This window comes from Variovorax sp. 05L425 (genome assembly GCF_056397705.1).
In genome coordinates this window covers 363,426-385,091 of the sequence record NZ_JBFTNY010000002.1, presented here as the reverse complement: position 1 = coordinate 385,091, position 21,666 = coordinate 363,426, and the positions used below count along the sequence as shown (strand labels likewise).

Below are 21,666 nucleotides of genomic sequence, written 5' to 3'. Positions count from 1 at the left end.
GCCTGATTTCCGGCGCTTTTTCCACCTCACGCTGCACTCCATCAGGAAAACGAATTTCATGGCGTTCTTCAAGTTCCGCGCACGCGGTCCTCAGGGCAACGAAGGGCGAAACTCCGCCGTCGCCGCACCGCCGGCGGAGAGCATCGAAGCGATGCGTCGTCGCGCACGCCACCGGCTCGTCGGCGCCGCCGTGTTGGTGTTGATCGGCGTGATCGGCTTCCCCTTGTTGTTCGACACGCAACCGCGTCCGGTCGCGGTCGACATTCCGATCGAAGTCCCGGACCGCGCCAAGGCAAAACCCCTGACCCTGCCGTCGACACCGGCGCCTGCACCCGCGGCCTCCGGCAAGGGCGGCGCCGCCGCATCGGCCAACGACAGCATCATCACCGAGACTGCGGACGGCACCGAGATTCCGCCCGGCAAGGTCGCCGCCGCAACACCGCCTGCGGAAGCCAAGCCCGACCCGGCGCCCGAGACGAAGCCGGAACCCAAACCCGAACCGAAACCCAAGGTGGAAGCCAAGGCCGAGCCCAAGCCCGAAGCCAAGCCGGAGCCGAAACCCGCACCTCCCAAGCCGGTAGTTCCCGCCGACGATGGCGGCCGCGCACGCGCCTTGCTCGAAGGCAAGACACCCGTGGCGTCCGCAACCGCTGCAAAGCCTACCGCGACCACCAACGCTGACGAAAACGGCCGCTTCGTGGTCCAGGTCGGCGCCTTTGCCGATGCGGACAAGGCCAAGGAAGTGCGCCAGAAACTCGAAAAGGCGGGGCTCAAGACATATACGCACGTCGCGAAGACGGCCGATGGTGAGCGCACGCGTGTGCGCGTCGGTCCGTTTGCCACACGTGCCGAGGCTGACCGTGCTGCGGGCAAGGTCAAGGGCTTGTCATTGCCGGCAGCCATCCTCAGCTTGTAGCCAGCACCGATCGACGTGGCCCTCCTCGACTGGATCGCCGTCGCCCTGGTGGTGATTTCGATGTTGCTGGGATTGATGCGCGGCCTGGTCTTCGAGGTGATATTGCTCGCAGGCTGGGTGGCTGCCTTCCTGTGCGCCCAGTGGCTGGCGGAAGACGTCGGCCGTTGGTTGCCTTTCGGCGACCCGGCCGCAACTTGGCGCTACGCGGCGGGTTTCGTGCTGGTGTTCGTGGCCGTGGCCTTCAGCGTGGGGCTGGTGGCTTCGCTCACGCGCAAACTCGTGGCGGTGATCGGACTGCGGCCAGTGGATCGTATTTTGGGCGGCGTCTTCGGCGTGGCGCGCGGCGCGACGGCGCTGCTGGCCGCCGCGGTGGTTGTTCATTTGCTGGCGTTGAGCGACAGTGCCTGGTGGCACGAATCGCGAAGCGCCATTGTTCTCGATGCGGCATTGCAGGGCCTGAAGCCCGCCTTGCCTGAAAAGTTGGCAAGCTACCTGCCCTGAGAGGATTGCTTCATGTGTGGAATCGTCGGCGTTGTCAGTAGCGCCCCCGTCAATCAACTGCTCTACGACGCGCTGCTGCTCTTGCAGCACCGCGGCCAGGATGCGGCCGGTATCGTGACGTTGCTGGAGCGCAAGTTCTTCATGCACAAGGCCAAGGGCATGGTGCGCGACGTGTTCCGTACGCGCAACATGCGCGCGCTGCCCGGTGATGTCGGACTGGGCCAGGTACGTTATCCCACCGCAGGCAATGCCTACAGCGAGGAAGAGGCCCAGCCCTTCTACGTGAACGCGCCTTTCGGCATCGTGCTGGTACACAACGGCAACCTGACCAATGCGCATGCGCTGCGGGCCGAACTGTTCTCCACCGACCACCGCCACACCAACACCGAGAGCGATTCCGAAGTGTTGCTCAACGTGCTGGCGCACGAGATCGATCGCGCGACGCGTGGCGGCGCGCTCAATTCGGCAACGCTGTTCGACGCGGTGCGCAACGTGCACAGGCGACTGCGCGGCTCGTACGCCGTGGTGGCGCTGATCGCGGGCCATGGCCTGCTCGCGTTCCGCGATCCCTACGGCATCCGCCCGCTTGCCATCGGCCGCGGCGCCGACGGCACCGTGATGGTCGCGAGCGAATCGGTCGCGCTCGAAGGCTCGGGCCATGTGTTCGAGCGCAACATCGGGCCGGGCGAGGCGGTGTTCGTCGATCTCCAGGGGCAGGTGCATGCGGAGCAATGCGCCGATTCCCCGACGCTCAAGCCTTGCATCTTCGAGTTTGTCTATCTCGCGCGGCCGGATTCCGTGCTCGACGGCATCTCCGTCTACCAGGCCCGCTTGAATCTCGGCGAGACGCTGGCCAAGCGCGTGGTCTCGACCGTGCCGCCCAGCGAGATCGACGTCATCATTCCGATCCCCGAATCGAGTCGACCGAGCGCCACACAGCTTGCTCACCTGCTCGGCGTTCCGTACCGCGAAGGCTTCGTGAAGAACCGCTATGTGGGTCGCACCTTCATCATGCCGGGCCAGGGCGTGCGCAAGAAGTCGGTGCGCCAGAAGCTGAATGTGATCGGCAGCGAGTTCAAGGGCCGTAACGTGCTGCTGGTCGACGACTCCATCGTTCGCGGCACCACCAGCCGTGAGATCGTGCAGATGGCGCGCGATGCCGGTGCACGCAAGGTGTATCTCGCGAGCGCTGCGCCGCCGGTACGCTACCCCAACGTCTACGGCATCGACATGCCCACCAAGGATGAGTTGGTGGCGCACGACCGCACCGTCGAACAGATCCGCGAACTGATCGGCTGCGATGCGCTGATCTACCAGGATGTCGATGCAATGAAGCGCGCCATCGGTTCGCTGAATCCCAAGCTCGACGGGTTCGATGCATCTTGCTTCGACGGCGTCTATGTGACGGGCGACATCGACACGGAGGCCATCTCGCGAATGAACGGAAATCGTCCCCGCGTCGAAGAGACCGAAGAGGATTCCTCGCGTCTCGCGCTGCCCAATCTGAGCTGAAACAACGTGGCCGACCAACCCCTGCCACCCGGACTTCACCGCGACACGCTCGCGGTGCGCACCGCGCTGGAGCGAAGCCAGTATGGCGAGAATTCCGAAGCACTCTTTCTGACGAGCAGCTTCGTGCAGCCCGACGCCGAGACTTCGGCGCGTCGGTTCGCCGGCACCGAAGAAGGCTTTACGTACACGCGCACGTCCAATCCGACGGTGGCCAGCTTCGAGCGACGGCTGGCGGCGCTCGAAGGCACCGAGGCTGCCATCGGCGCGTCCAGCGGGATGGCCGCCATCCTCATGATGTGCATGGGGTTGCTCAAGGCGGGCGACCACGTCGTGTGCTCACGCTCGGTGTTCGGCTCGACACTCAACCTCATTGGCCGCGAGTTCGGCAAGTTCGGCGTTGAAACCACTTTTGTTTCGCAGACGGATGTCGCCGAATGGAAATCAGCCATTCGCTCGACGACCAAGCTGCTGTTCGCCGAAACGCCGACGAATCCACTGACCGACGTGTGCGATATCCGCGCGCTGGCGGACCTTGCGCACAATGCAGGCGCGTTGCTCGTCGTGGACAACTGCTTCTGTTCGCCCGCATTGCAGCGGCCGACCGAACTCGGCGCGGACCTCGTCATTCACTCGGGGACCAAATACCTCGAAGGGCAGGGCCGCGTGCTCGCCGGCGCGATCTGCGGTTCCGCAAAGCTGATCAACGAAGTGTTCGCCCCGGTCGTGCGGACCGCCGGTATGGCGTTGTCGCCATTCAACGCCTGGGTTGTCCTCAAGGGGCTCGAAACGCTCGGCATCCGCATGCAGGCACATTGCGCAGGCGCGTTGGCGCTCGCGCAGTGGCTCGAAACGCAACCCGGTGTCGCGCGCGTCTACTACCCAGGCTTGCCGTCGCATCCGCAGCATGAACTGGCGATGCGACAGCAGTCGGGGCAGGGCGGTGCGGTCGTGTCGTTCGACGTGAGCGGCGACAGCCCCGAGACGGCACGAGCCAATGCGTTCCAGGTCATCGACAGCACGCGCGTGCTGAGCATCACGGCCAACCTCGGCGACACCAAGACCACCATCACTCATCCGGCCACCACCTCGCACGGGCGCCTCAGTGAGGCGCAGCGGCAGGCGGCAGGCATCAGCCAGGGCCTGATCCGCGTCGCGGTCGGGCTCGATCACATTGAAGACATCAAGGCCGACCTGCTGCGCGGCCTGGGCACTCTCGCATGACGCAAAAGACACGCACCCGCTTCGCACCTTCCCCGACCGGATTCATTCACCTCGGCAACATCCGTTCGGCGCTCTATCCGTGGGCCTTTGCACGCTCGACCGGCGGCGACTTCATTCTTCGGATCGAAGACACCGACGTCGAGCGTTCGACACAGGCAGCCGTCGACGTCATCCTTGAAAGCATGCAGTGGCTGGGCCTCGACCACGATGAAGGCCCGTACTACCAGATGCAGCGCACGGACCGCTACAAGTCCGTGCTCGCCGAGATGCAGGCCGCTGGCCTGGTGTATCCCTGCTACATGAGCGTGGCAGAACTCGACGCCCTGCGCGAGAAGCAGATGGCCGCCAGGGAAAAGCCGCGCTATGACGGCACCTGGCGTCCCGAGCCCGGCAAGACCCTGCCATCTGTGCCTGAAGGCGTACAGCCTGTGCTGCGCTTTCGCAATCCGCAGGGCGGTGTCGTTGCGTGGGACGACAAAGTCAAAGGCCGCATCGAAATCGGCAATGACGAACTCGACGACCTCGTGATCGCGCGCCCTGACGGAACGCCGACCTACAACTTCTGCGTCGTGGTCGATGACATCGACATGACCATCACGCACGTGATCCGCGGCGACGACCACGTGAACAACACGCCGCGCCAGATCAATATCTTCCGCGCGCTCGGCAAGGAGCCGCCGGTGTACGCGCATCTGCCTACCGTTCTGAACGAGCAGGGCGAGAAGATGAGCAAGCGCAACGGCGCAAAACCAGTCACGCAATTCCGCGATGAGGGCTTCTTGCCCGACGCGATGGTGAATTACCTTGCGCGCCTCGGCTGGAGTCATGGCGACGACGAGATCTTCTCGCGTGGGCAATTCATCGAGTGGTTCAACCTCGACCACCTGGGCCGCAGCGCTGCGCAGTTCGACGAGACCAAGCTGCGCTGGGTCAATGCGCAGCACCTCAAGGCAATGGCCGATGAGGCACTGGCTCCGCTGGTCGCTGCGCAATTGCAAAAGCGGGGCATCGCTATCGACGAGCGACTTCCCGCGATCTGCGGACTCTTCAAAGATCGTTGCGAAACCACGGTGGCGCTCGCAGACTGGGCTGCGGCCTTCTATGCGGACATCGTTGTAAGCGAAGCCGATCGCGCGCAGCACGTCACCGATGCCGTGCGACCCGCAATTGCGGCGTTGGCAGACAAGCTCGCGAACGTCGCGTGGGACAAGGCTGCGATTGCGTCCGCCATCAAGGAAGTGCTGGCCGCACATGGCCTCAAGATGCCTGCGCTCGCAATGCCGGTGCGCGTTCTTGTGATGGGAACGCCGCAGACGCCATCACTCGACGCAGTGCTCTCTCTTTTTTCTCGCGAGAAAGTGATTGAGAGATTAAAGAAGGCCTAAAAATCTGTATATAATTTGAGGCTCGACACCCACAAGGGGGTATAGCTCAGCTGGGAGAGCGCTTGCATGGCATGCAAGAGGTCAGCGGTTCGATCCCGCTTACCTCCACCAACAGGGCGTCGAGAAAATAGTCCAGGTTTTGACCCTATCGTCTAGAGGCCTAGGACATCACCCTTTCACGGTGAGTACCGGGGTTCGAATCCCCGTAGGGTCGCCAGTTTTCACCATCAGGTGAAGAAGGCACAAGTGGCAACACTTGGCTCCAGTCGGAGTGAACGTTGCCTACCAGGAGTGGTAGTTCAGTTGGTTAGAATACCGGCCTGTCACGCCGGGGGTCGCGGGTTCGAGTCCCGTCCACTCCGCCAGAAAGCAGAAAAGCCGTTGCAAGTCACTGACTTGCAACGGCTTTTTTCATTCTGACTACTACCCTGCACGCTGTTACTCCAAAGGCCCGGTCGGCACGATATCTGCTGCCTATGCTTGGCGTTCTAGTCTTCAACGACTGACCCGTCGCGCTCAATGCAGGCACGCAGCACTGCCGTTCCAACGTGCCGCGCGTAGAAAAGCCCTTGCAAGTTATTAACCTGCAACGGCTTGATTCCTCCACACCGATTCGGTCACACCATAAACGTCACGACACCGTTCGAAAGGTTGTACATCGACCCGAGAATCTTGATCTGCCCCTTCTTCTCGAGGTCGGTCAGGACAGGGCTGCCGCTGCGCACTGCGTCGATCGTCTGCTGCACGTTCGTGCGCGCCACTGCATCCACGAACTCGGGGTTCTTGCTGGATCGGTCGCCCGTGTAGGACGTCGCCGCGACTGCAGGCTTGATGACGTCGAGCAGCCCGGTCAGGCTTCCGAGCTGAACGCCGTCGATAGCGCCTTTGATGGCTCCGCAAGCGGTATGTCCCATGACAAGCACGACCTTGGCACCCGCGGCTGCGCAAGCGAACTCAAGGCTGCCGATCAGGTCCTTGTTGGCGATGTTTCCGGCGACGCGTGCATTGAAGCTGTCGCCGATGCCCATGTCGAGAATGATCTCGGCGGGTGCGCGCGAGTCGATGCAACTCAGGATGACAGCCGCAGGGTATTGCCCCGACGCGCTCGAGCGCTTCTGCGCGAGGTAGTCGTGCGTCTGCATCTTTCCGGATCGGAAGCGCTGGTTCCCTTTCTTCATCATCTCGATGACCTTGTCCGGGCTCATGGCGTCGCGTTGGGCCTGGGTCAGCGAGGCGGCTTCGGCGTCGTCCGTTCGCAGTCCGATGCTGGCCATCAGGACGGCGGCGCCGCCGCCCGCGGCCGTCTTCTTCAACCACGCCCGTCGATCGCCGTTCGCAGGGCCTTGGTTGTCCGATGCACAGCAACTGGTGATCAGTTTCATTGGAGATCCTTTCAAGAATTGGGCTCCAGCGCAGACGCATGGCCGCAAGCCTGCGGCAGATGCTAGGGACTTTGATGGGCGGCTGCCACTTCGGAGGGGCTCGTTCGATGTGCTTGACGCGAGTAAAGAACTGGGCCGCGAGCCCTCAACTTCTTCCTGCCGCTGCCGATATCCGGTTGCAACCCGGAGGAAAGAAAGTGATGCGCAGCAACTCGCGATTCGAACAAGTGTGTGGAACGACAGCGGTGCTGGCGTTGGCAATGTCCTTGTCAGCCTGCGGCGGAGGCGGTGGTGGCGGAGGAGGCGGCAGCTATGCGGGTGCGCAGACTGCTCCACCCCCGACTGTCTCGAAGCCGCCCAGCGAGGCAACGGGAAGCAACGCAGTCAAGGCGTCCTGCAGTTCGTGCGGCGCGCTCGACGACAGCACCTATGCAGGCACGGGCACGGGCATCTGGCAAGGCGTCAATGCGTCGCAGATCCCGATGGATGTTCCGCTCTCGATCGCGGGCCTCAACGGCCAGACCGTGACGCTGGTGTTGACCAACGAAGGCGATTCGGCTGAGGCGCTTCCCGGATTGAGCGTGCGCGCCAGCGAGTTGGCGACGACGGCCAACAAGGCGACGTTCCAGCCGCACGATGACATCGGCGACTATCGCAGTGCCATCGACGAATTCAACCGCTCCGGTTTCGCGAAACTGCTGGACCCTCAGGCCAAGGATCAGCCGGGCCTCATGAAGTCGATGGCGCCGCTCGCCGCGTACGTGCTCAACGACAAGCGCGACATCTATCTCTACGACCACACGCAGCGGACCGTCAAGCTCGCAGCTCAACGTGTGACCGGCGATGGCACGGCGGTGAACCTGTGGGTCGAGGCCGGAGAGCTTTCACCGTCAGCCGTCTCCGATGCACTGGTGACCCGCATGCTGGACAAATTCGCCGCCCAAGGCGGCATCTACGACATGCTGGTTCGCGTCGGCGGGCCGCTCTGGGGCGACCATGGCATGACGCAACTGGTACCGGGCAGCGGCCAGCCGGTCGACATCTTCATCGTCAACTTCGATCACGACCATGAGCCCTACGGCCTCGTCGGCTACTTCTGGGGCCTGAACAACTTCAAGAAGGGCAGCGGTGATCTGGCCTACAGCAATGAGTCGTTGAGCCTGTACCTGGATTCGGAGTCGCTTTATCTCGACGGCGAGACCGGCTTCAAGCAGATCGCAACCGTGATGGCGCACGAAGGCATGCACATGCAGAACTTCTATCGCCGCGGCGTCAAGATGGGCTCGGACTCCACCTTCGACACCTGGTTGGAGGAAATGTCCGCATTGATGATGGAGGACTGGGCGAGCTTCAACATCGACCCCACGCACAACGCGATCCGCGATTCGCGCTACCCGTACTACCTCAGCTACAACGGCGCCGGCAGCTACAACTGCGGGCTGACCGAATGGACGCCGATGGGTGCGACTTGCGAGAGCTACGCGGTGACCGGCTCGTTCGGCGGCTTCCTGAATCGCCAGTTCGGGCTCGATTTCTACAAGGCGCTCCTGAACGGTCCAGCCAAGACAAAATCGGCCGACATCCTTGACAAGGCGATCAAGGCGCGCCGGCCGGATTCGAGCATCGGACAGGAACTGCGTCGCTTCACCGCAGCGTCGGCGGGGCTGATTCCCTTGGGCGCAGGCATTGCCGAATACAGCATGCCGGCGCGCAACGAGGATGTCTTCAGCTTGCCCGCTATCGATCCGGCCAGTCTCGGCCGCGCCAACCGCAAGCTGCCGCAAGCGGCGCCGCAGTTCCTCCAGGCGCTGGCCAGCTTCCCGGTGATTCGACCGAACATCGCGGGCACCTACAGCGAAGTCGTTCGGGTACCGCCGGGCAGCACGCTGTCGGTGGTTGTCAATTAGGGCGTGACGATATTGAAGTAGGGATCGAAGGTCTCGACGTTCGCGAAAACGGTGGCCAGTGCCTTGGGGTCACCGCTCACCTTCACCGCACCGGCCTGGACCATCTCGGGCAGCTTCTTGCCTTGCAGCAGCATCGCGAGGAAAGCCGGGCGCGTCAGCGTGAGCGTGGCGTCGGGGTTCTTCAGCACGCGGCCCTTGGTGTTGTTGAGCACGGAGTTCGAGAGCTCCAGCGCCCACGTCTCGTTCAGGTCGGTGAACACCATGTTGATGTTCGCCTTCATGCCGTCGACCTTCTCGTGGTTCAGGCGCAGCGCGATGTAGTCGAACAGCAGTTCATTGTTCATGCCGCGCACGACATCGGGGCCCTGGGCCGACGTCGGCGGCTTGAGAACGCCTTCGCGCAGCTCTTTGGCGCCGACCAGATAGGAATTGCGCCACGTCCCGGCCTCCGACTGGTAGCCCAGCTGTTCGAGCGCGTCCGCCTGCAGCGCGCGCGCCGCGGTGTTGGACGGATTCGAGAACACGACATGGTTCACCAGTTCCGCCACCCAGCGGTAGTCGCCGGCATCGAAGGCCTTGCGCGCCGTGGCGAGCACCGCGTCTTCGCCGCCCATGGCCGCGACGTAGCGCTTGGCTGTCTCGGTCGGCGGCAGCTTGTGCAGGTTCGCCGGATTGCCGTCGTAGTAGCCGAGATAGAAGTTGTAGACCGCCCGCAGGTTGTGGCTGAGCGTGCCGTAGTAGCCGCGCGAACTTGCGTCTGCAGCGAGCGCCTTGGGGAAGAATTCGGCATCGCCGATCTCGTCCATCACCTGGCCCTTGTTGGCGAGGTTCAAGGCCTGGTCGTGGATGAAGCGATAGGTGTCGCGCTGGTTCGCCATGTACTGGCGGATGTTGTCGCCGCCCCAGGTCGGCCAGTGATGGCTCGCGAATGCGACTTGCACGTCAGGGTACATGTCGATCGTTTCGTTGGCGTACTTGCTCCAGGCCAGCGCATCGCGCATCTTGGCGCCGCGGATCGTGTAGACGTTGTGCATGTGCTTCGTCAACACTTCCGAGAGGCAGAGCGCCTTCTTGTCAGGGAAGTAGAACATCATCTCCGAAGGCGCCTCGGAGCCCTGCGCCATCTGGAACACGATGCGCACGCCGTCCACCGTCATCTCCTGGCCGGTCTTGCTGATGAGATCGGTCGGCGGAATCAGGCCCGTGGTGCCGCTGCTCAGCGCCTTGCCCAGTCCGGTGCCGACGCCTTGCTTCTCGTTCGAATCGAGACCCGCGCCGAACTGGTAAACCGCACGGCGCGTCATCGCCGTACCGGCGAGCACGTTCTCCGCCACGGCGTTGTCCATGAAGCCTTCGGGTGCGATTACCTTCACCTTGCCGGCCTGTACGTCGGCCTCGTTGATCACGCCGCGCACGCCGCCGAAGTGGTCGGCATGGCTGTGGGTGTAGATCACCGCGACCACCGGCTTCTTGCTGCCGAGCTTTTCCATCGCGAAGGCAAGCGTCGCGCGCGAGATCTCCGCGGTGAGCAGCGTGTCGATCACGATCCAGCCGGTCTTGCCCTCCACGAGCGTCATGTTCGCGATGTCGTAGCCGCGGATCTGGTAGATGCCGTCCGTCACCTTGAAGAGGCCGCGGGCGTTGTTGAGCTTTTCTTGCCGCCAGAGGCTGGGGTTGACTGTGGCGGGCGCATCGCCCTCGATGAAGTCGAAGCGGTTGGCGTCCCAAACGAGCTTGCCTTCGGGCGTCTTCACCAGCGGATCAGGCATGGTCGCAATCAGGCCGCGCGTCGCGTCCTCGAAGTCCCGCTTGTCGTTGAAAGACATCGTGCGCGCGACGGCCTGGTTGGCGCGTTCGGTCGCGGGTGTTGCGGGCTTCGGTGCCGTGGTCGTTTGCGCGAAGGCGCCGGGCGCCGTCGCGAGGGTCGATGCGATGAGTGCGGCGAGCGCGCCGCGTGTGCTTGTCTTCATGGGTGATGTGATGCGCCAGCATGGCGCTGCCAAGTTGTTGTTCGAATGGAAAAGGGCCGGCACCGGCGGTGCCGGCCGTGCCGCGTCAGGCGCGCGCGTCGGCGCGGATCATGTCCGCCGCCTTCTCGCCGATCATGATCGTCGGCGCGTTGGTGTTGCCGCCGCACAGGGTCGGCATGATCGATGCGTCGACCACTCGCAGGCCATCGAGGCCGCGCACGCGCAGGCGCTCATCGACCACGGCCATCAGATCGCCGTCGGCACCCATCTTGCAGGTGCCGACGGGGTGGTACTGCGTGTCAGCGCGGTTGCGGATGTCTTCTGCAATGGCCGCCTTGTCATTGCGGTCCACCGGATGCAGCATCTTGCCGCGATAAGGCGCGAAGGGGCTGCTCTGGAGCATGTCCATCTGCAACTGGACGCCTTTCACCAGCAGTTCGAGATCGCGTTCGTCGTCCAGGAACTTCGGGTCGATCAGCGGCGCGGCGCGCGGGTCGCGGCTGGCAAGGCGAACGTGTCCACGGCTCTTGGGGCGCAGGACTTCGATGTGGCAGGAGTATCCGTGACCCAGATGCAGAGTGCGATTGTGGTTGTCCACCATCGCCACGACGAAGACCATCTGCAGATCGGGCACCTTCACCTCGGGCGACGAGCGGATGAACGCGCCGGACTCCGCGAAGTTGGACGTGATCAGGCCGGTGCGTTTCTTCTTCCATTCGAGCATGGCGCCCGTGATCTTCAATCCGCCGCGCACCGACACGCCGAAGGTCGGTGAACTGCTGTTCGTGCGATAGGCCTGCACGTGGTCGATATGGTCCTGGAGGTTCTCACCCACGCCGGGCAGGTCGTGCAGGACCTCGATGCCCAGTCGCTGCAATGCTGCACCTGGTCCGACACCGGACAACATCAGCAATTGCGGTGAGCCGAAGGCCCCGGAGCTGAGGATGACCTCGCGCCGAGCCCGCACGGCGTGTTCGGCGCCGTCCACCGTGCAGACCACGCCGCGCGCACGCTTGCCGTCGAACACGATGCGCGACGAAAGCGCACCGGTCATCACCTTGAGGTTGAGTCGCGAGAGATGAGGCGTGATGTAGCCCTTGGCGGCGCTGCATCGCTCGCCGTTCTTCTGCGTCACCTGGTACATGAAGGCGCCGAACTGCTCGGCGCCGTTGTAGTCCGCGACGGGCGGAACGCCATTCAGCGCGGCCGCGGCGATGAACGCCTGGTTCAACGCGCTGGGGCTGCGAAGCTCGGCCACGTTGAGCGGGCCACCGGTGCCGTGGAAGGGGCATGCGCCGTGCGTCTCGTTGTGCTCGGCTCGCTTGAAGAACGGCAGCACATCGTTGTACGACCAGCCCTCATTGCCGAGCGAGGCCCAATGGTCGTAGTCCCAGCGGTGCCCGCGGACGTACAGCATGGCATTGGTCGAGCTCGATCCGCCGAGCACCTTGCCTCGCGGCTGGTATCCCTGGCGGCCGTTCAGGCCCTTTTGCGGGACGGTCTTGAAAGCCCAGTTCTTGAAGGGCACGGGCAGCGTGGCCGCGACGCCTGCCGGCGCATGAATGAAGACGCTGTTGTCCGCGCCGCCGGCTTCCAGCAGGCAGACCGACACGCCGGGATCCTCGCTCAGGCGCGAGGCGACGACGCAACCGGCCGAGCCGCCCCCAACGACGACGTAATCGAATTCCTCAGTGCTCATGAATGGATTTGCTTCGTTGATGAATCGGCGGCGCGTTGGGTGGCGAGCTTGGGGTCAGCGCTGCGCAGATAGAACTTGAGCGCGAACCGCTGCACGAAGCCGCCGTAGGGTGGGTAGAACAGGTCGATAGGGAAGAAGCGATTGCGCTGGAAGACCGTGCGCGCGTGCGACAGCTCGCGAAAGCCTTCCACGCCGTGGTACGTACCCATGCCCGAATTGCCGATGCCGCCAAAGGGCGCATCGTGGTTCACCACCTGCCATCCCCAGTCGTTCACGGCGACGCCGCCCGAATGCGTGCGGCGCAGCAGTTCGTCGCGCTCGGTACCGTCATGGGTGAAGCAGTAGAGCGCCAGCGGACGCGGCCTGGCATTGACGAATGCGATCGCTTCGTCCGTCGTGTCGTAGGGCACCACCGGCAGGATCGGGCCGAAGAGTTCCTCTTGCAGGATCCGCATGTCGGGCGTCAGGCCGGTCACGATATGCAGCGGCATCTGGCGTCCTGCCCCTTGAGGATCGGGCGCACAGGCCTCGATGCGCGCGCCCTTGGCTCGCGCATCGTCGAGGATGCCGTGCATGCGATCCAGTTGTCGCTGGTTGACCACGGAGGTGTAGTCCGCGTTGCCGTGGGTGCGGTCGTTGTAGAAGCGGCGGAAGGTGCGCTTGACGCCGGCGATGAAATCGTCAACGCGTTCACGCGGCACCAGTGCATAGTCGGGCGACACGCAAATCTGTCCGCTGTTGGTCGACTTGCCATGCGTGATGCGGGTGGCTGCATCGGCGATCGGGTAGTTGCGCGTGACCACCGCCGGCGACTTGCCGCCAAGCTCCAGCGTGACCGGCGTGAGGTTCTCCGCAGCGGTGCGCATCACGATGCGGCCGACGGCCGGCGAGCCGGTGAACACGATGTGATCGAAGGGCTGCGACGTGAAGACGTTGGGGTCGGCCAGTTCTTCGCCGACGACAGCCACCAGATCTTCAGAGAAGACTTCGGCGAGCAGTGTCTTGAGGACCGCATTGGTGGCCGGCGTGACCTCCGGCATCTTGATCATCACGCGATTGCCCGCGGCCAGCGCCGCGACGAGCGGCCCTATCGCGAGATAGATCGGGAAATTCCACGGCACGATGACGCCCACGACGCCCTTGGGCTGGTAGCGCACCTCGACCCGGTTGCCGAGGAACAGCAGTTCGGTCGAACGGCGACTGGGCTTCATCCACCGGCGGACATGCGAGACGGCATGGTCGATTTCGAGCACGGAGCCCAGCAGGTCGAGCATCTTCGATTCCGCCTCCGACCGATAGCCGAAGTCCTTGCTCATGGCTTCCGCGAGGACGTCCTGGTAGCGCTGGATCTGTCGCTTCAGCGCGGTCAGCCAGTCTCGGCGCCGCCCGGCCTCGGGACAGGGCTGCAGGGCGAAGGCGGCCCGTTGCGCGGCGAAGAGGCGGTGGACGCGCTCGGTTGCATCGATGGCCGCGGCCGCGTGCGCCAGATCAGTGGTGTCGTTCATGTGTTGTCTCCTTGGACGCTGCCTTGCACCTGAACCTGCCGCGTCGTGTGGCAACGAATGTAGGTCTTTGCAAGGGTTGCGCACAGGTTCAACTTCGACACATTCGGGTGAAAATCTGCCAATCCCTCCTTTCTCGATCACCGTGACCAAAGAAGCTCTCGCCACCCGGCCTGCAACGCCACGCATCGCGGCACGTTATGCGAGCGACCTGGATGCACCGGCGCACAACATGCTTGGCTTGACGGCGCTCACGGACTCCCTCGCGGAACTCGGGGTCGCGACCGAGGATTTGTTTGCCGGAACAGGCATCGCGCCGGAGGCCATCTCCGATCCGCAAGCGCGCATCTCTCACCGCCAGAAGATCGCGTTCTTCGGCAACGTCAAGCGGCTCAGCCCGGAACCGGCCATCGGCCTCATCGCCGGGCAGCGCCAGCGCCTTTCGGATTTCGGCGTCTTCGGCTACGCGGTGCTGACCAGCGCCACGCTGGCCGATGCAGTGGCCTTCGGCATCCAGCACGTGAAGCTCGCCGGTCCGGTGCTGGAAAAAAGCTTCCGGGTCGAAGGCGATGTCGCGATCTTCGAGGCGCAGGATGTGATGGACCTGGGGCCGCTGCTGCCCCTGGCGACCGAGTTCTGGTTCAGCTCGATCCGGGCGTTGACGAGCCGCGTGCTCGAGCGCGACTACGGCGGCCGGCGCCTGCTGCTGCCCTATCCGGCGCCGCCGTACGCGCAGCGCTACGAGGAAATCCTCCGATGCGAGGCGACCTTCGACACGGGCGTCATGCAATGGCAGTTCGACGCCGCCTTGCTGGGTGTGGCCTTGCCCAACGCCAACCCGATCACGGCCGAGGTGTGCGCCGACTTCTGCGGCCGGATGCTGGGGGAATTCGCGGGCGAGCACGCGCTGGTCAAGGTCATCAAGCAGGCCTGTCTCGACAACGTGGGCGACCTGCCGCGCGCCGAGCAGATGGCCGAGCGGCTGCACCTGTCGACCCGCACGCTGCATCGCCGATTGGTCGATGCAGGCACGAGCTACCAGGAAATCATCGATGGCATCCGGCAGCGCGTGGCGATCGAATTCCTTGAACGCACCGACATGTCGGTCGAGGAAATCGCCGACCGCAGCGGCTTTTCCGACGCATCGAATTTCCGCAAGGCGTTCAAGAAGTGGACCGGCCAGACGCCCGCGTACTTTCGCGATCGCGGGCGCTGAACTAGCGTTGTTGGGTCGCGTGCTCTTTCATCTTCGCGAGCGTGACGGCCAGGGCGGCGCCGCCGATCATCTTGATGAGCCCTGCGTGCTGGGCATAGAACTGGCTCACTTGGTCGACGATGCCCGGATGTGCCTGCTCGGCGTGCGCGGCGATCTCTGTGACCTGCCCGGGCGTCAGCTGCGAAGCCTGGTCGGGCGTCAACTGGGTCTGGCCCGGTGCGAGCACGCGCCCCAAGGCGCCGCCCGCCACTGCCGACAATGCGGCCGGGCCCAGCGTGGCAAGGATCTGGTTCAGAACGCCTGCCTGCTGCTGTGAGGACGACACGTTGAAGAGCTTCCCGACCGTGTCGCTGAAGGGCGGTGTCTGGTCGGACTTCATCGCGGCGGCGAGCCCTGCGCCGAGTTGATCGGTCGAAGCGTTCTGCACGACCTGATCGAAGTGAGCCTCCGGGTTTGCGCCAACCACTTGCTGTAGCAAATCGAGCAATCCCATGGTGTTCTCCCGTGATCGATGAATGCAATGAATGGCGTCAGGCGATGAGTTCCGACGGCACCTTGCCGCCGTTCGCGGCCAGCTTGGTCATGACCTGCCGGTGCAGCCAGATGTTCATCTTGGCGCTGTCGCTCGTGTCCGCGCCATAGCTCAGTTCCTGCGCGAGTTGCTTGCGCGTTTCGAGGCTGCTGTCCAGGCCGAGCAGCTTCATCAAGTCGACGATCGACGTGCGCCAGTTGAGATTCTTCGCGCCGGGCATGCCGTCGAGCAATGCTTCCACATCGACCAGCGTGATCGCGGCCGGCGGCGCTGCAGCGGCTGTCGTGGGCGCTGCAGCGGCAGAGGCCGGTGCTGCCGGCTGCTGCGCCGGGGCGGCGACTGCGGACGGAATGATCTTGGCAAGGATGCTGCTGAAAATGCTCATTGGTTCTTCCTCGAAAAGGATGGGGAGTGATTGAAGGACCGTCCCATTCTGCGACGCGGTTTCGCGATGGGCCGACGGGTGCAAACTGTTACTGACGCTGCTTCATGTTCATGTAGACCGCCATCGATTCGCATGTGGTGCCGGGTTCCACCGAGACAAATCTGTCGATCACCATGTGCTCGCGTGCCGGACCTTCCATCGGCTCCCTGACTTCCAGCCGACCGTCGAAGTTCGCGAGCAGGGGCGCTTGCGGTGCGCTGCGCCATTGCATGTAGGCGCGCTCCAGCGCCAGGTAGTCGCCGCCCATCACGACCGGCCAGCGCTTGCCGCTCGCGCAATCGGTGAATACCGCCGCGTCCGCGAAGTAGACGAAGTCGCCGCGAAAGCGCACGGGCTGCGCGTGCAGGCTGGCCGCGAGTGCGCCGAGCAATGCAGCGGTGATCCACTTCATCTTCGAGTTCGGTCTGCGCATCCGGTCGCCTTTCATGTGTCGCCGCCGTGACGAGATCGTGCACAGCTTAAGAGACGCCCGTACGACTCGCAAGGCGTTCGAAGATGTGCAGGATGGCGCAGATCGCGTACAAAGCGATGACAACACGCCACGATTCCCCCGGAAAGCACTTTCATGTCCAGTTCTCCGTTCGAACCCGATGACACAGCCGACACCAGCGGCATGCGCAAGGGCCTGACCAGCTATGGCGACCAGGGTTTCTCGCTGTTCCTGCGCAAGGCTTTCATCAAGGGCGCGGGCTTCACCGACGTGGCGCTCGACAGGCCCGTGATCGGCATCGCCGACACCGGCAGCGACTACAACCCCTGTCACGGCAATGCACCGCAACTCATCGAGGCCGTCAAGCGCGGCGTGATGCTCGCCGGCGGCCTGCCGATGGCATTCCCGACGATCTCGATCCATGAGAGCTTTGCGGCGCCGACCAGCATGTACCTGCGCAACCTGATGTCGATGGACACGGAAGAGATGCTCCGCGCGCAGCCCATGGACGCCGTGGTGCTCATCGGCGGCTGCGACAAGACAGTGCCGGCGCAGCTCATGGGTGCGGCCTCGGCTGGCATTCCGACGATCCAGCTCATCACCGGCTCGATGCTCACAGGCAGCCATCGCGGCGAGCGCGTCGGCGCCTGCACCGATTGCCGGCGCTACTGGGCGCGCTTCCGCGCCGACGAGATCGACGTCGCCGAAACGGTGGAGGTGAACAACCAGCTCGTGGCGAGCGTGGGCACCTGCTCGGTGATGGGCACCGCCAGCACCATGGCCTGCATCGCCGAAGCGCTGGGCATGACGGTGCCGGGTGGTGCATCGCCGCCGGCCGTCACCGCCGACCGTATCCGCGTTGCAGAGCAGACGGGCGCCCAGGCGGTGCAGATGGCCCGCGACCGGCTGACCATCGACAAGGTGCTGACGCCGGCCGCTTTCGAAAACGCGATGCGAGTGCTGCTGGCGATCGGCGGCTCGACCAATGGCATCGTGCATCTCGCGGCCATCGCCGGCCGCGTGGGGCTCGACATCGACCTGCAGACGCTGGACCGCATGGGCCGCGAGACGCCCGTGCTGCTGGACCTGAAACCTTCGGGCCAGCACTACATGGAAGACTTCCACGCGGCCGGCGGCATGGCAACGCTGTTGCGTGAACTCAAGCCGCTGCTTCGGCTCGACGCCCTGACCGTCACCGGCCGCACGCTGGGCGAGGAAATCGAGCGCGCCGGGCCCGGCTTCGCGCAGGAGGTGGTGCGACCCATCGACCGCCCGATCTATCCGCAAGGCGGCATCGCGGTGCTGTGCGGCAACCTGGCGCCCGGCGGCGCGATCATCAAGCAGTCGGCGGCCGATGCAGCGCTCATGGAGCACGAGGGCAGGGCGGTGGTGTTCGAGAACCTCGAAGACCTCGCGCGGCGCATCGACAGCGACGATCTCGACGTGACGCGCGACGACATCCTCGTGCTCAAGAACATCGGCCCCAAGGGTGCACCGGGCATGCCCGAAGCGGGCTACCTGCCCATTCCGCGCAAGCTGGCGCGTGCGGGCGTCAAGGACATCGTGCGCATCTCCGATGGCCGAATGAGCGGCACGGCCTTCGGCACCATCGTGCTGCACGTGACGCCGGAGTCCGCCATCGGCGGGCCGCTCGCGCATGTGCGCAGCGGCGACCGCATCCACCTCAGCGTGGCGAACCGGGAGTTGTCGCTGCTCGTGACAGACGAAGAGCTCGCGCGCCGCGCCAAGGAAACGCCGATCATCTCGCCGACAGCCGATCGCGGCTATCGCAAACTTTTCCTTCAATCGGTCACGCAGGCCGACCAGGGAGCCGACTTCGATTTCCTTCGCGCGCCGAAGGCAGGAGGATGCCCATGACCCAATACTGGTTGATGAAATCCGAACCCGACGATTGCTCGATCGACGACGCACTCGCCGCCCCGAACGCGACCGTGCCGTGGACCGGCGTGCGCGGTTACCAGGCGCGCAAATTCATGCGCGATGCGATGCATGTCGGCGACGGCGTGCTCTTCTACCACTCGAGCTGCGCCGAGCCCGGCATCGTCGGCATCGCGCGTGTGGCGTCGGACGCCCGGCCCGACCCGACGCAGTTCGATCCCGCGTCGCCCTATTACGATGCCGACTCCAAGACCGATGCCCCGCGGTGGCTGCTGCTCGACGTGCAGGCATTGCGCAAGACGCGGCTGCTGGCATTGCCCGAGATGCGCGCGACACCTGAACTCGCCGACATGCTGGTGCTGCGCAAGGGAAACCGGCTGTCGATCACGCCGGTCGACGAGACGCACTGGCGGTTGATCACCGAGAAGATGCTCGCCTGACGCCGCCGATGCCGCTCACAGGGTCTGGATGACCGCCATGATGTTGCCTTCCGTGTCCTTGAACCACGCCGCCATGGCGCCGCCCTGCGTCACGATGCCGTCTGCATCCTTGCCGGGCATGTCGTAGTCCTCGAACACGACGCCACGCGCCTTCAGTTCGGCGACTTCCTTTCGGATGTCCTGCACTTCCCAGAAGGCCTGGCTCGCCAGTGAGGTACCTGCGTTCGGCGTGGGATACAGGAAGGCACCCGTGCCGCCGCCGAACTCATAATGGACGCCGCCGCCAAGCTCGGCCTTCGGCTTGAAGCCGAGCTTGTCTTCGTAGAACTTCCTGGCTCGCGCGACGTCCTTGACGGGGATGTAGGCAAACATGGGGGATTGCTGCAACATTGCATGCTCCTTTTCGAGTCCTCGAACGGCCGCGATTTTGCGCCGCGGAGCCGTCATTTCGCGCGCGTGCAAGCCGACACCGGGAGTAAGCCATGACCCTCGCCTTCGAATCCAAATACCAGAGCAAGCGGATGTCCGCCGCCGACGCGGTGCGGCTGGTCCACGACGGCGACACGATCGTCGTGCCGACGGGGCCGGGAGAGCCGCCGCACCTGCTGACGGCGCTGTCGAACCAGCGTCGCGATTTCCGCGACGTCCGGGTTTCGCAGATCCTGCCGCTGAAGAAATACGGCTACTTCGATCCCGAGACGGTCCGGCACGTGCGGCACGTCGCCTACTTCTTCGGGCCCGCGTCGCGCGCGGGCGGGCAGGAGGGCTGGAGCGACTACGTGCCGGCCAACTTCTCGGAGCTTCCCGCCTTGATCAAGCGCGGACTCACGCCGGCCGACGTGGTGTTCAGCATGGCCTCGCCGATGGACGAAGAGGGCTACTTCTCGCTCGGCCTGGCCGCCGACTACACGATGGCGGCGGTCGCCAAGGCGCGCGCCATCGTGCTCGAAGTCAATCCCAACGTGCCGTATTCGTATGGCGCCTGCCGCGTGCATCTGTCGCAGGTGAGTGCGCTCGTCGAATCCGAAGACGATCTCCCGGCGGTCGGCCTGCCGACCATCGGCCCTGTGCAGGAGGCCATCGGCAAGCAGGTGGCCGAGATGGTTCCGGACGGCGCCACCTTGCAGATCGGCTACGGCGGCATTCCGGACGCGGTGGTGATGCAGCTCACGCACAAGCGAGACCTCGGCATCCACACGGAGATGGTCGGCGACGGCATCCTGACGCTGGTCGAAGCCGGCGCCGTCACCAACCGGCTGAAGAACATGCATCCGGGCCGGATGTTCGCGACCTTCGCGCTGGGCTCGAAGCGCCTCTACCAGTTCATGCATCGCAATCCGATGCTGGAGATGCATCCAGTGGATGTCACCAACGATCCGCACCTCGCGGGGCAGAACGACCACCTCATTTCCATCAACGCCACCATGCAGGTGGACCTGATCGGGCAGTGCGGCTCCGAAAGCCTCGGCTTCTCGCCGGTGTCGGGGACCGGCGGGCAGAGCGATTTCGTGCGTGCTGCGAATCGCTCGAACGGCGGCAAGTCCTTCATCGTGCTGCCGTCGACGGCCAAGGGCAACACCATCTCGCGCATCGTGCCGACCTTGACGCTGGGCACCCACGTCACGACCAGCAAGAACGACGTCAACTATGTGGTGAGCGAATACGGCGTCGCGCAGTTGCGCGGCAAGAGCGCGAAGCAGCGGGCGGAGGCGCTGATCGCCATCGCGCATCCGGACTTTCGCGCCGAGTTGCGGGAGGCGGCGCAGAAGATGCGGCTGGCCTGAAGCGCCTCAAAGCAAAACCAGCAGCTGTTCGAGATTGACGGGCTTGAGCAAGTGGTGGTCGAAGCCGGCCGTCTCGATGCGCTCCCGGAGGCCGAGTTGCCCCCAGAAGGAACTTGATGGCCACGGTGGTCTTGCCTGCGCCGGGCGCGCCTTCCAGCAGGTAGAGGCGGTTGGCCGTCAGGCCGCCACCCAGGACATCGTCGAGGCCAGGGACTCCGAACTGCAGCAAGGTGGTCGACGTGGCCGCAGCATGCGGCGGCGGCCTACATCGGCGCAGCCCCGGCGCTGTCACGCTATGAGGCCATGAGTTCCGACTTTGGCGGGCTCGATGCCGCAGATCCCACGGACCGCACCAGCGCACTCGCCGCGCTGGTCGTGGCTGGCCGCGCGTCCACACCGACCTTGCAGCGCGCGCTTGCGAGCCCCGACTCCGAAGTGCGCGAGAAAGCCGCGGAGGGCCTCGCTGAAATCGCCGATCCGTCGGCCGCCGAGGCCTTGGCTGGCGCGCTCGGCGATTCAGAGCCGAGAGTGCGCGCCCGCGCCGCGCAGGCGTTGGCCGCCATCGGCGACGAGCGTGCTCTGGAAGCGCTCGTGCGCACCATCGACGACTATCCCGACGATCTGCATCCGCCGCATACCGTCGCGACCTTTGTGCTGATTGCACGCGGTCGCGACGCACTGCCGGCGATCATGCCGCTGCTCGATGCGCCGAATCCCGTCACGCGTCAGCGTGCCTTCGTTGTGCTGGAGACGCTGGTGTCGGACATGCCCGAGGCCGGTGACTGGAGCGCCTTGTGGCAATCGCTCGGTGCCTATGACCCGAAGGGAGCGGACGACGCGGCGCGCCAAGCTGCCAGCATGCAGTGGCGGCAGTGGATTGCTGCGCACTGCCCGTAGAACCCCGCCAAGCAAGCTCAGGCCCGTG

Annotated in this window: 19 protein-coding genes, 3 tRNA genes and 1 pseudogene; 14 read left to right on the top strand and 9 right to left on the bottom strand. The window is 64.6% G+C overall.

The genetic code is table 11. The features are described 5' to 3' along the window. The first annotated feature begins 58 nt into the window (after positions 1-58). The 8 genes from AC1DN9_RS04045 (at position 59) to AC1DN9_RS04010 (ending at position 5,900) form a co-directional block, all read left to right on the top strand. Entirely contained in the window at positions 59-916 is an 858-nt protein-coding gene (locus AC1DN9_RS04045; protein ID WP_478097494.1) for an SPOR domain-containing protein, read from the top strand. Between the two features lie 15 nt (positions 917-931). Further along, positions 932-1,417: a CvpA family protein gene (locus AC1DN9_RS04040; protein ID WP_478097492.1), complete on the top strand. Its 486-nt coding sequence runs from the start codon at positions 932-934 to the stop codon at positions 1,415-1,417. A gap of 12 nt (positions 1,418-1,429) precedes the next feature. Then, positions 1,430-2,929 (top strand): amidophosphoribosyltransferase, encoded by a 1,500-nt coding sequence (gene purF, locus AC1DN9_RS04035; RefSeq protein ID WP_478097490.1) that lies wholly within the window; start codon positions 1,430-1,432, stop codon positions 2,927-2,929. Positions 2,930-2,935: 6 nt separating this feature from the next. Then, positions 2,936-4,150, top strand: coding sequence for an O-succinylhomoserine sulfhydrylase (locus AC1DN9_RS04030; RefSeq protein WP_478097488.1), 1,215 nt, complete (start codon positions 2,936-2,938; stop codon positions 4,148-4,150). Continuing rightward, complete coding sequence (gene gltX / locus AC1DN9_RS04025) at positions 4,147-5,535, top strand: glutamate--tRNA ligase (RefSeq protein WP_478097486.1); 1,389 nt, start codon at positions 4,147-4,149, stop codon at positions 5,533-5,535. The genes AC1DN9_RS04030 and gltX overlap by 4 nt, the downstream gene beginning before the upstream one ends. Before the next feature lie 35 nt (positions 5,536-5,570). Continuing rightward, positions 5,571-5,646, top strand: a tRNA-Ala gene (locus AC1DN9_RS04020). A 30-nt stretch (positions 5,647-5,676) separates the two neighbouring features. Next, positions 5,677-5,752, top strand: a tRNA-Glu gene (locus AC1DN9_RS04015). A 71-nt stretch (positions 5,753-5,823) separates the two neighbouring features. Beyond that, positions 5,824-5,900: transfer RNA gene (locus tag AC1DN9_RS04010), tRNA-Asp, on the top strand. Between the two features lie 252 nt (positions 5,901-6,152). Here AC1DN9_RS04010 and AC1DN9_RS04005 read toward each other — a convergent pair. After that, the gene (locus AC1DN9_RS04005; protein ID WP_478097484.1) at positions 6,153-6,917 is read right to left on the bottom strand and encodes a carbonic anhydrase family protein; all 765 of its coding nucleotides are present in this window, start codon (positions 6,915-6,917) and stop codon (positions 6,153-6,155) included. A gap of 260 nt (positions 6,918-7,177) precedes the next feature. Between AC1DN9_RS04005 and AC1DN9_RS04000 the strand changes: the two genes are divergently transcribed. Next, entirely contained in the window at positions 7,178-8,824 is a 1,647-nt protein-coding gene (locus tag AC1DN9_RS04000; RefSeq protein ID WP_478097482.1) for a M30 family zinc metallopeptidase, read from the top strand. Here the strand turns inward: AC1DN9_RS04000 and AC1DN9_RS03995 are convergent. The 3 genes from AC1DN9_RS03995 to AC1DN9_RS03985 all read right to left on the bottom strand — a co-directional run bounded on the left by AC1DN9_RS03995 (position 8,821) and on the right by AC1DN9_RS03985 (position 13,998). Beyond that, positions 8,821-10,794 (bottom strand): alkyl/aryl-sulfatase, encoded by a 1,974-nt coding sequence (locus tag AC1DN9_RS03995; protein ID WP_478097480.1) that lies wholly within the window; start codon positions 10,792-10,794, stop codon positions 8,821-8,823. The two genes, AC1DN9_RS04000 and AC1DN9_RS03995, sit on opposite strands and share 4 nt — an antisense overlap. Positions 10,795-10,879: 85 nt before the next feature. Then, complete coding sequence (locus tag AC1DN9_RS03990; RefSeq protein ID WP_478097478.1) at positions 10,880-12,493, bottom strand: GMC family oxidoreductase; 1,614 nt, start codon at positions 12,491-12,493, stop codon at positions 10,880-10,882. Then, positions 12,490-13,998 carry a coniferyl aldehyde dehydrogenase gene (locus AC1DN9_RS03985; RefSeq protein WP_478097476.1) on the bottom strand — a complete coding sequence of 503 codons (1,509 nt, stop codon included), beginning with the start codon at positions 13,996-13,998 and terminating at the stop codon, positions 12,490-12,492. Before AC1DN9_RS03985 ends, AC1DN9_RS03990 begins: the two co-directional genes overlap by 4 nt. 142 nt (positions 13,999-14,140) lie before the next feature. On the opposite strand from AC1DN9_RS03985, the gene AC1DN9_RS03980 reads away from it, so the two are divergent. Next, a complete protein-coding gene (locus AC1DN9_RS03980; RefSeq protein WP_478097474.1) occupies positions 14,141-15,211 on the top strand; it encodes an AraC family transcriptional regulator in 1,071 nt (356 codons plus the stop codon). Between the two features lies 1 nt (position 15,212). Here the strand turns inward: AC1DN9_RS03980 and AC1DN9_RS03975 are convergent, their stop codons facing one another. The 3 genes from AC1DN9_RS03975 to AC1DN9_RS03965 form a co-directional block, all read right to left on the bottom strand. Continuing rightward, positions 15,213-15,704 carry a hypothetical protein gene (locus tag AC1DN9_RS03975; protein ID WP_478097472.1) on the bottom strand — a complete coding sequence of 164 codons (492 nt, stop codon included), beginning with the start codon at positions 15,702-15,704 and terminating at the stop codon, positions 15,213-15,215. A gap of 37 nt (positions 15,705-15,741) precedes the next feature. Next, complete coding sequence (locus AC1DN9_RS03970) at positions 15,742-16,128, bottom strand: DUF3597 domain-containing protein (RefSeq protein WP_478097470.1); 387 nt, start codon at positions 16,126-16,128, stop codon at positions 15,742-15,744. 88 nt (positions 16,129-16,216) lie between these two features. Continuing rightward, entirely contained in the window at positions 16,217-16,600 is a 384-nt protein-coding gene (locus tag AC1DN9_RS03965; RefSeq protein WP_478097468.1) for a hypothetical protein, read from the bottom strand. Positions 16,601-16,753: 153 nt separating this feature from the next. Between AC1DN9_RS03965 and AC1DN9_RS03960 the strand changes: the two genes are divergently transcribed. Both AC1DN9_RS03960 and AC1DN9_RS03955 read left to right on the top strand, forming a co-directional pair. After that, the gene (locus tag AC1DN9_RS03960) at positions 16,754-18,496 is read left to right on the top strand and encodes an IlvD/Edd family dehydratase (RefSeq protein ID WP_478097466.1); all 1,743 of its coding nucleotides are present in this window, start codon (positions 16,754-16,756) and stop codon (positions 18,494-18,496) included. Then, entirely contained in the window at positions 18,493-18,957 is a 465-nt protein-coding gene (locus AC1DN9_RS03955) for an EVE domain-containing protein (RefSeq protein ID WP_478097464.1), read from the top strand. Before AC1DN9_RS03960 ends, AC1DN9_RS03955 begins: the two co-directional genes overlap by 4 nt. A gap of 15 nt (positions 18,958-18,972) precedes the next feature. Here AC1DN9_RS03955 and AC1DN9_RS03950 read toward each other — a convergent pair whose 3' ends face one another. After that, positions 18,973-19,347, bottom strand: a complete 375-nt coding sequence (locus AC1DN9_RS03950) for a VOC family protein (RefSeq protein ID WP_478097462.1) — start codon at positions 19,345-19,347, stop codon at positions 18,973-18,975. Between the two features lie 92 nt (positions 19,348-19,439). On the opposite strand from AC1DN9_RS03950, the gene AC1DN9_RS03945 reads away from it, so the two are divergent. Next, on the top strand, positions 19,440-20,741 hold the full coding sequence (locus AC1DN9_RS03945; protein ID WP_478097460.1) for an acetyl-CoA hydrolase/transferase family protein: 1,302 nt from the start codon (positions 19,440-19,442) through the stop codon (positions 20,739-20,741). A gap of 103 nt (positions 20,742-20,844) precedes the next feature. On the opposite strand, the pseudogene AC1DN9_RS03940 reads toward AC1DN9_RS03945, so the two are convergent. Next, positions 20,845-20,970, bottom strand: a pseudogene (locus AC1DN9_RS03940) (ATPase domain-containing protein); the annotation flags it as partial. 74 nt (positions 20,971-21,044) lie between these two features. On the opposite strand from AC1DN9_RS03940, the gene AC1DN9_RS03935 reads away from it, so the two are divergent. Next, positions 21,045-21,638 carry a HEAT repeat domain-containing protein gene (locus AC1DN9_RS03935; RefSeq protein WP_478097458.1) on the top strand — a complete coding sequence of 198 codons (594 nt, stop codon included), beginning with the start codon at positions 21,045-21,047 and terminating at the stop codon, positions 21,636-21,638. Positions 21,639-21,666: the final 28 nt, after the last annotated feature.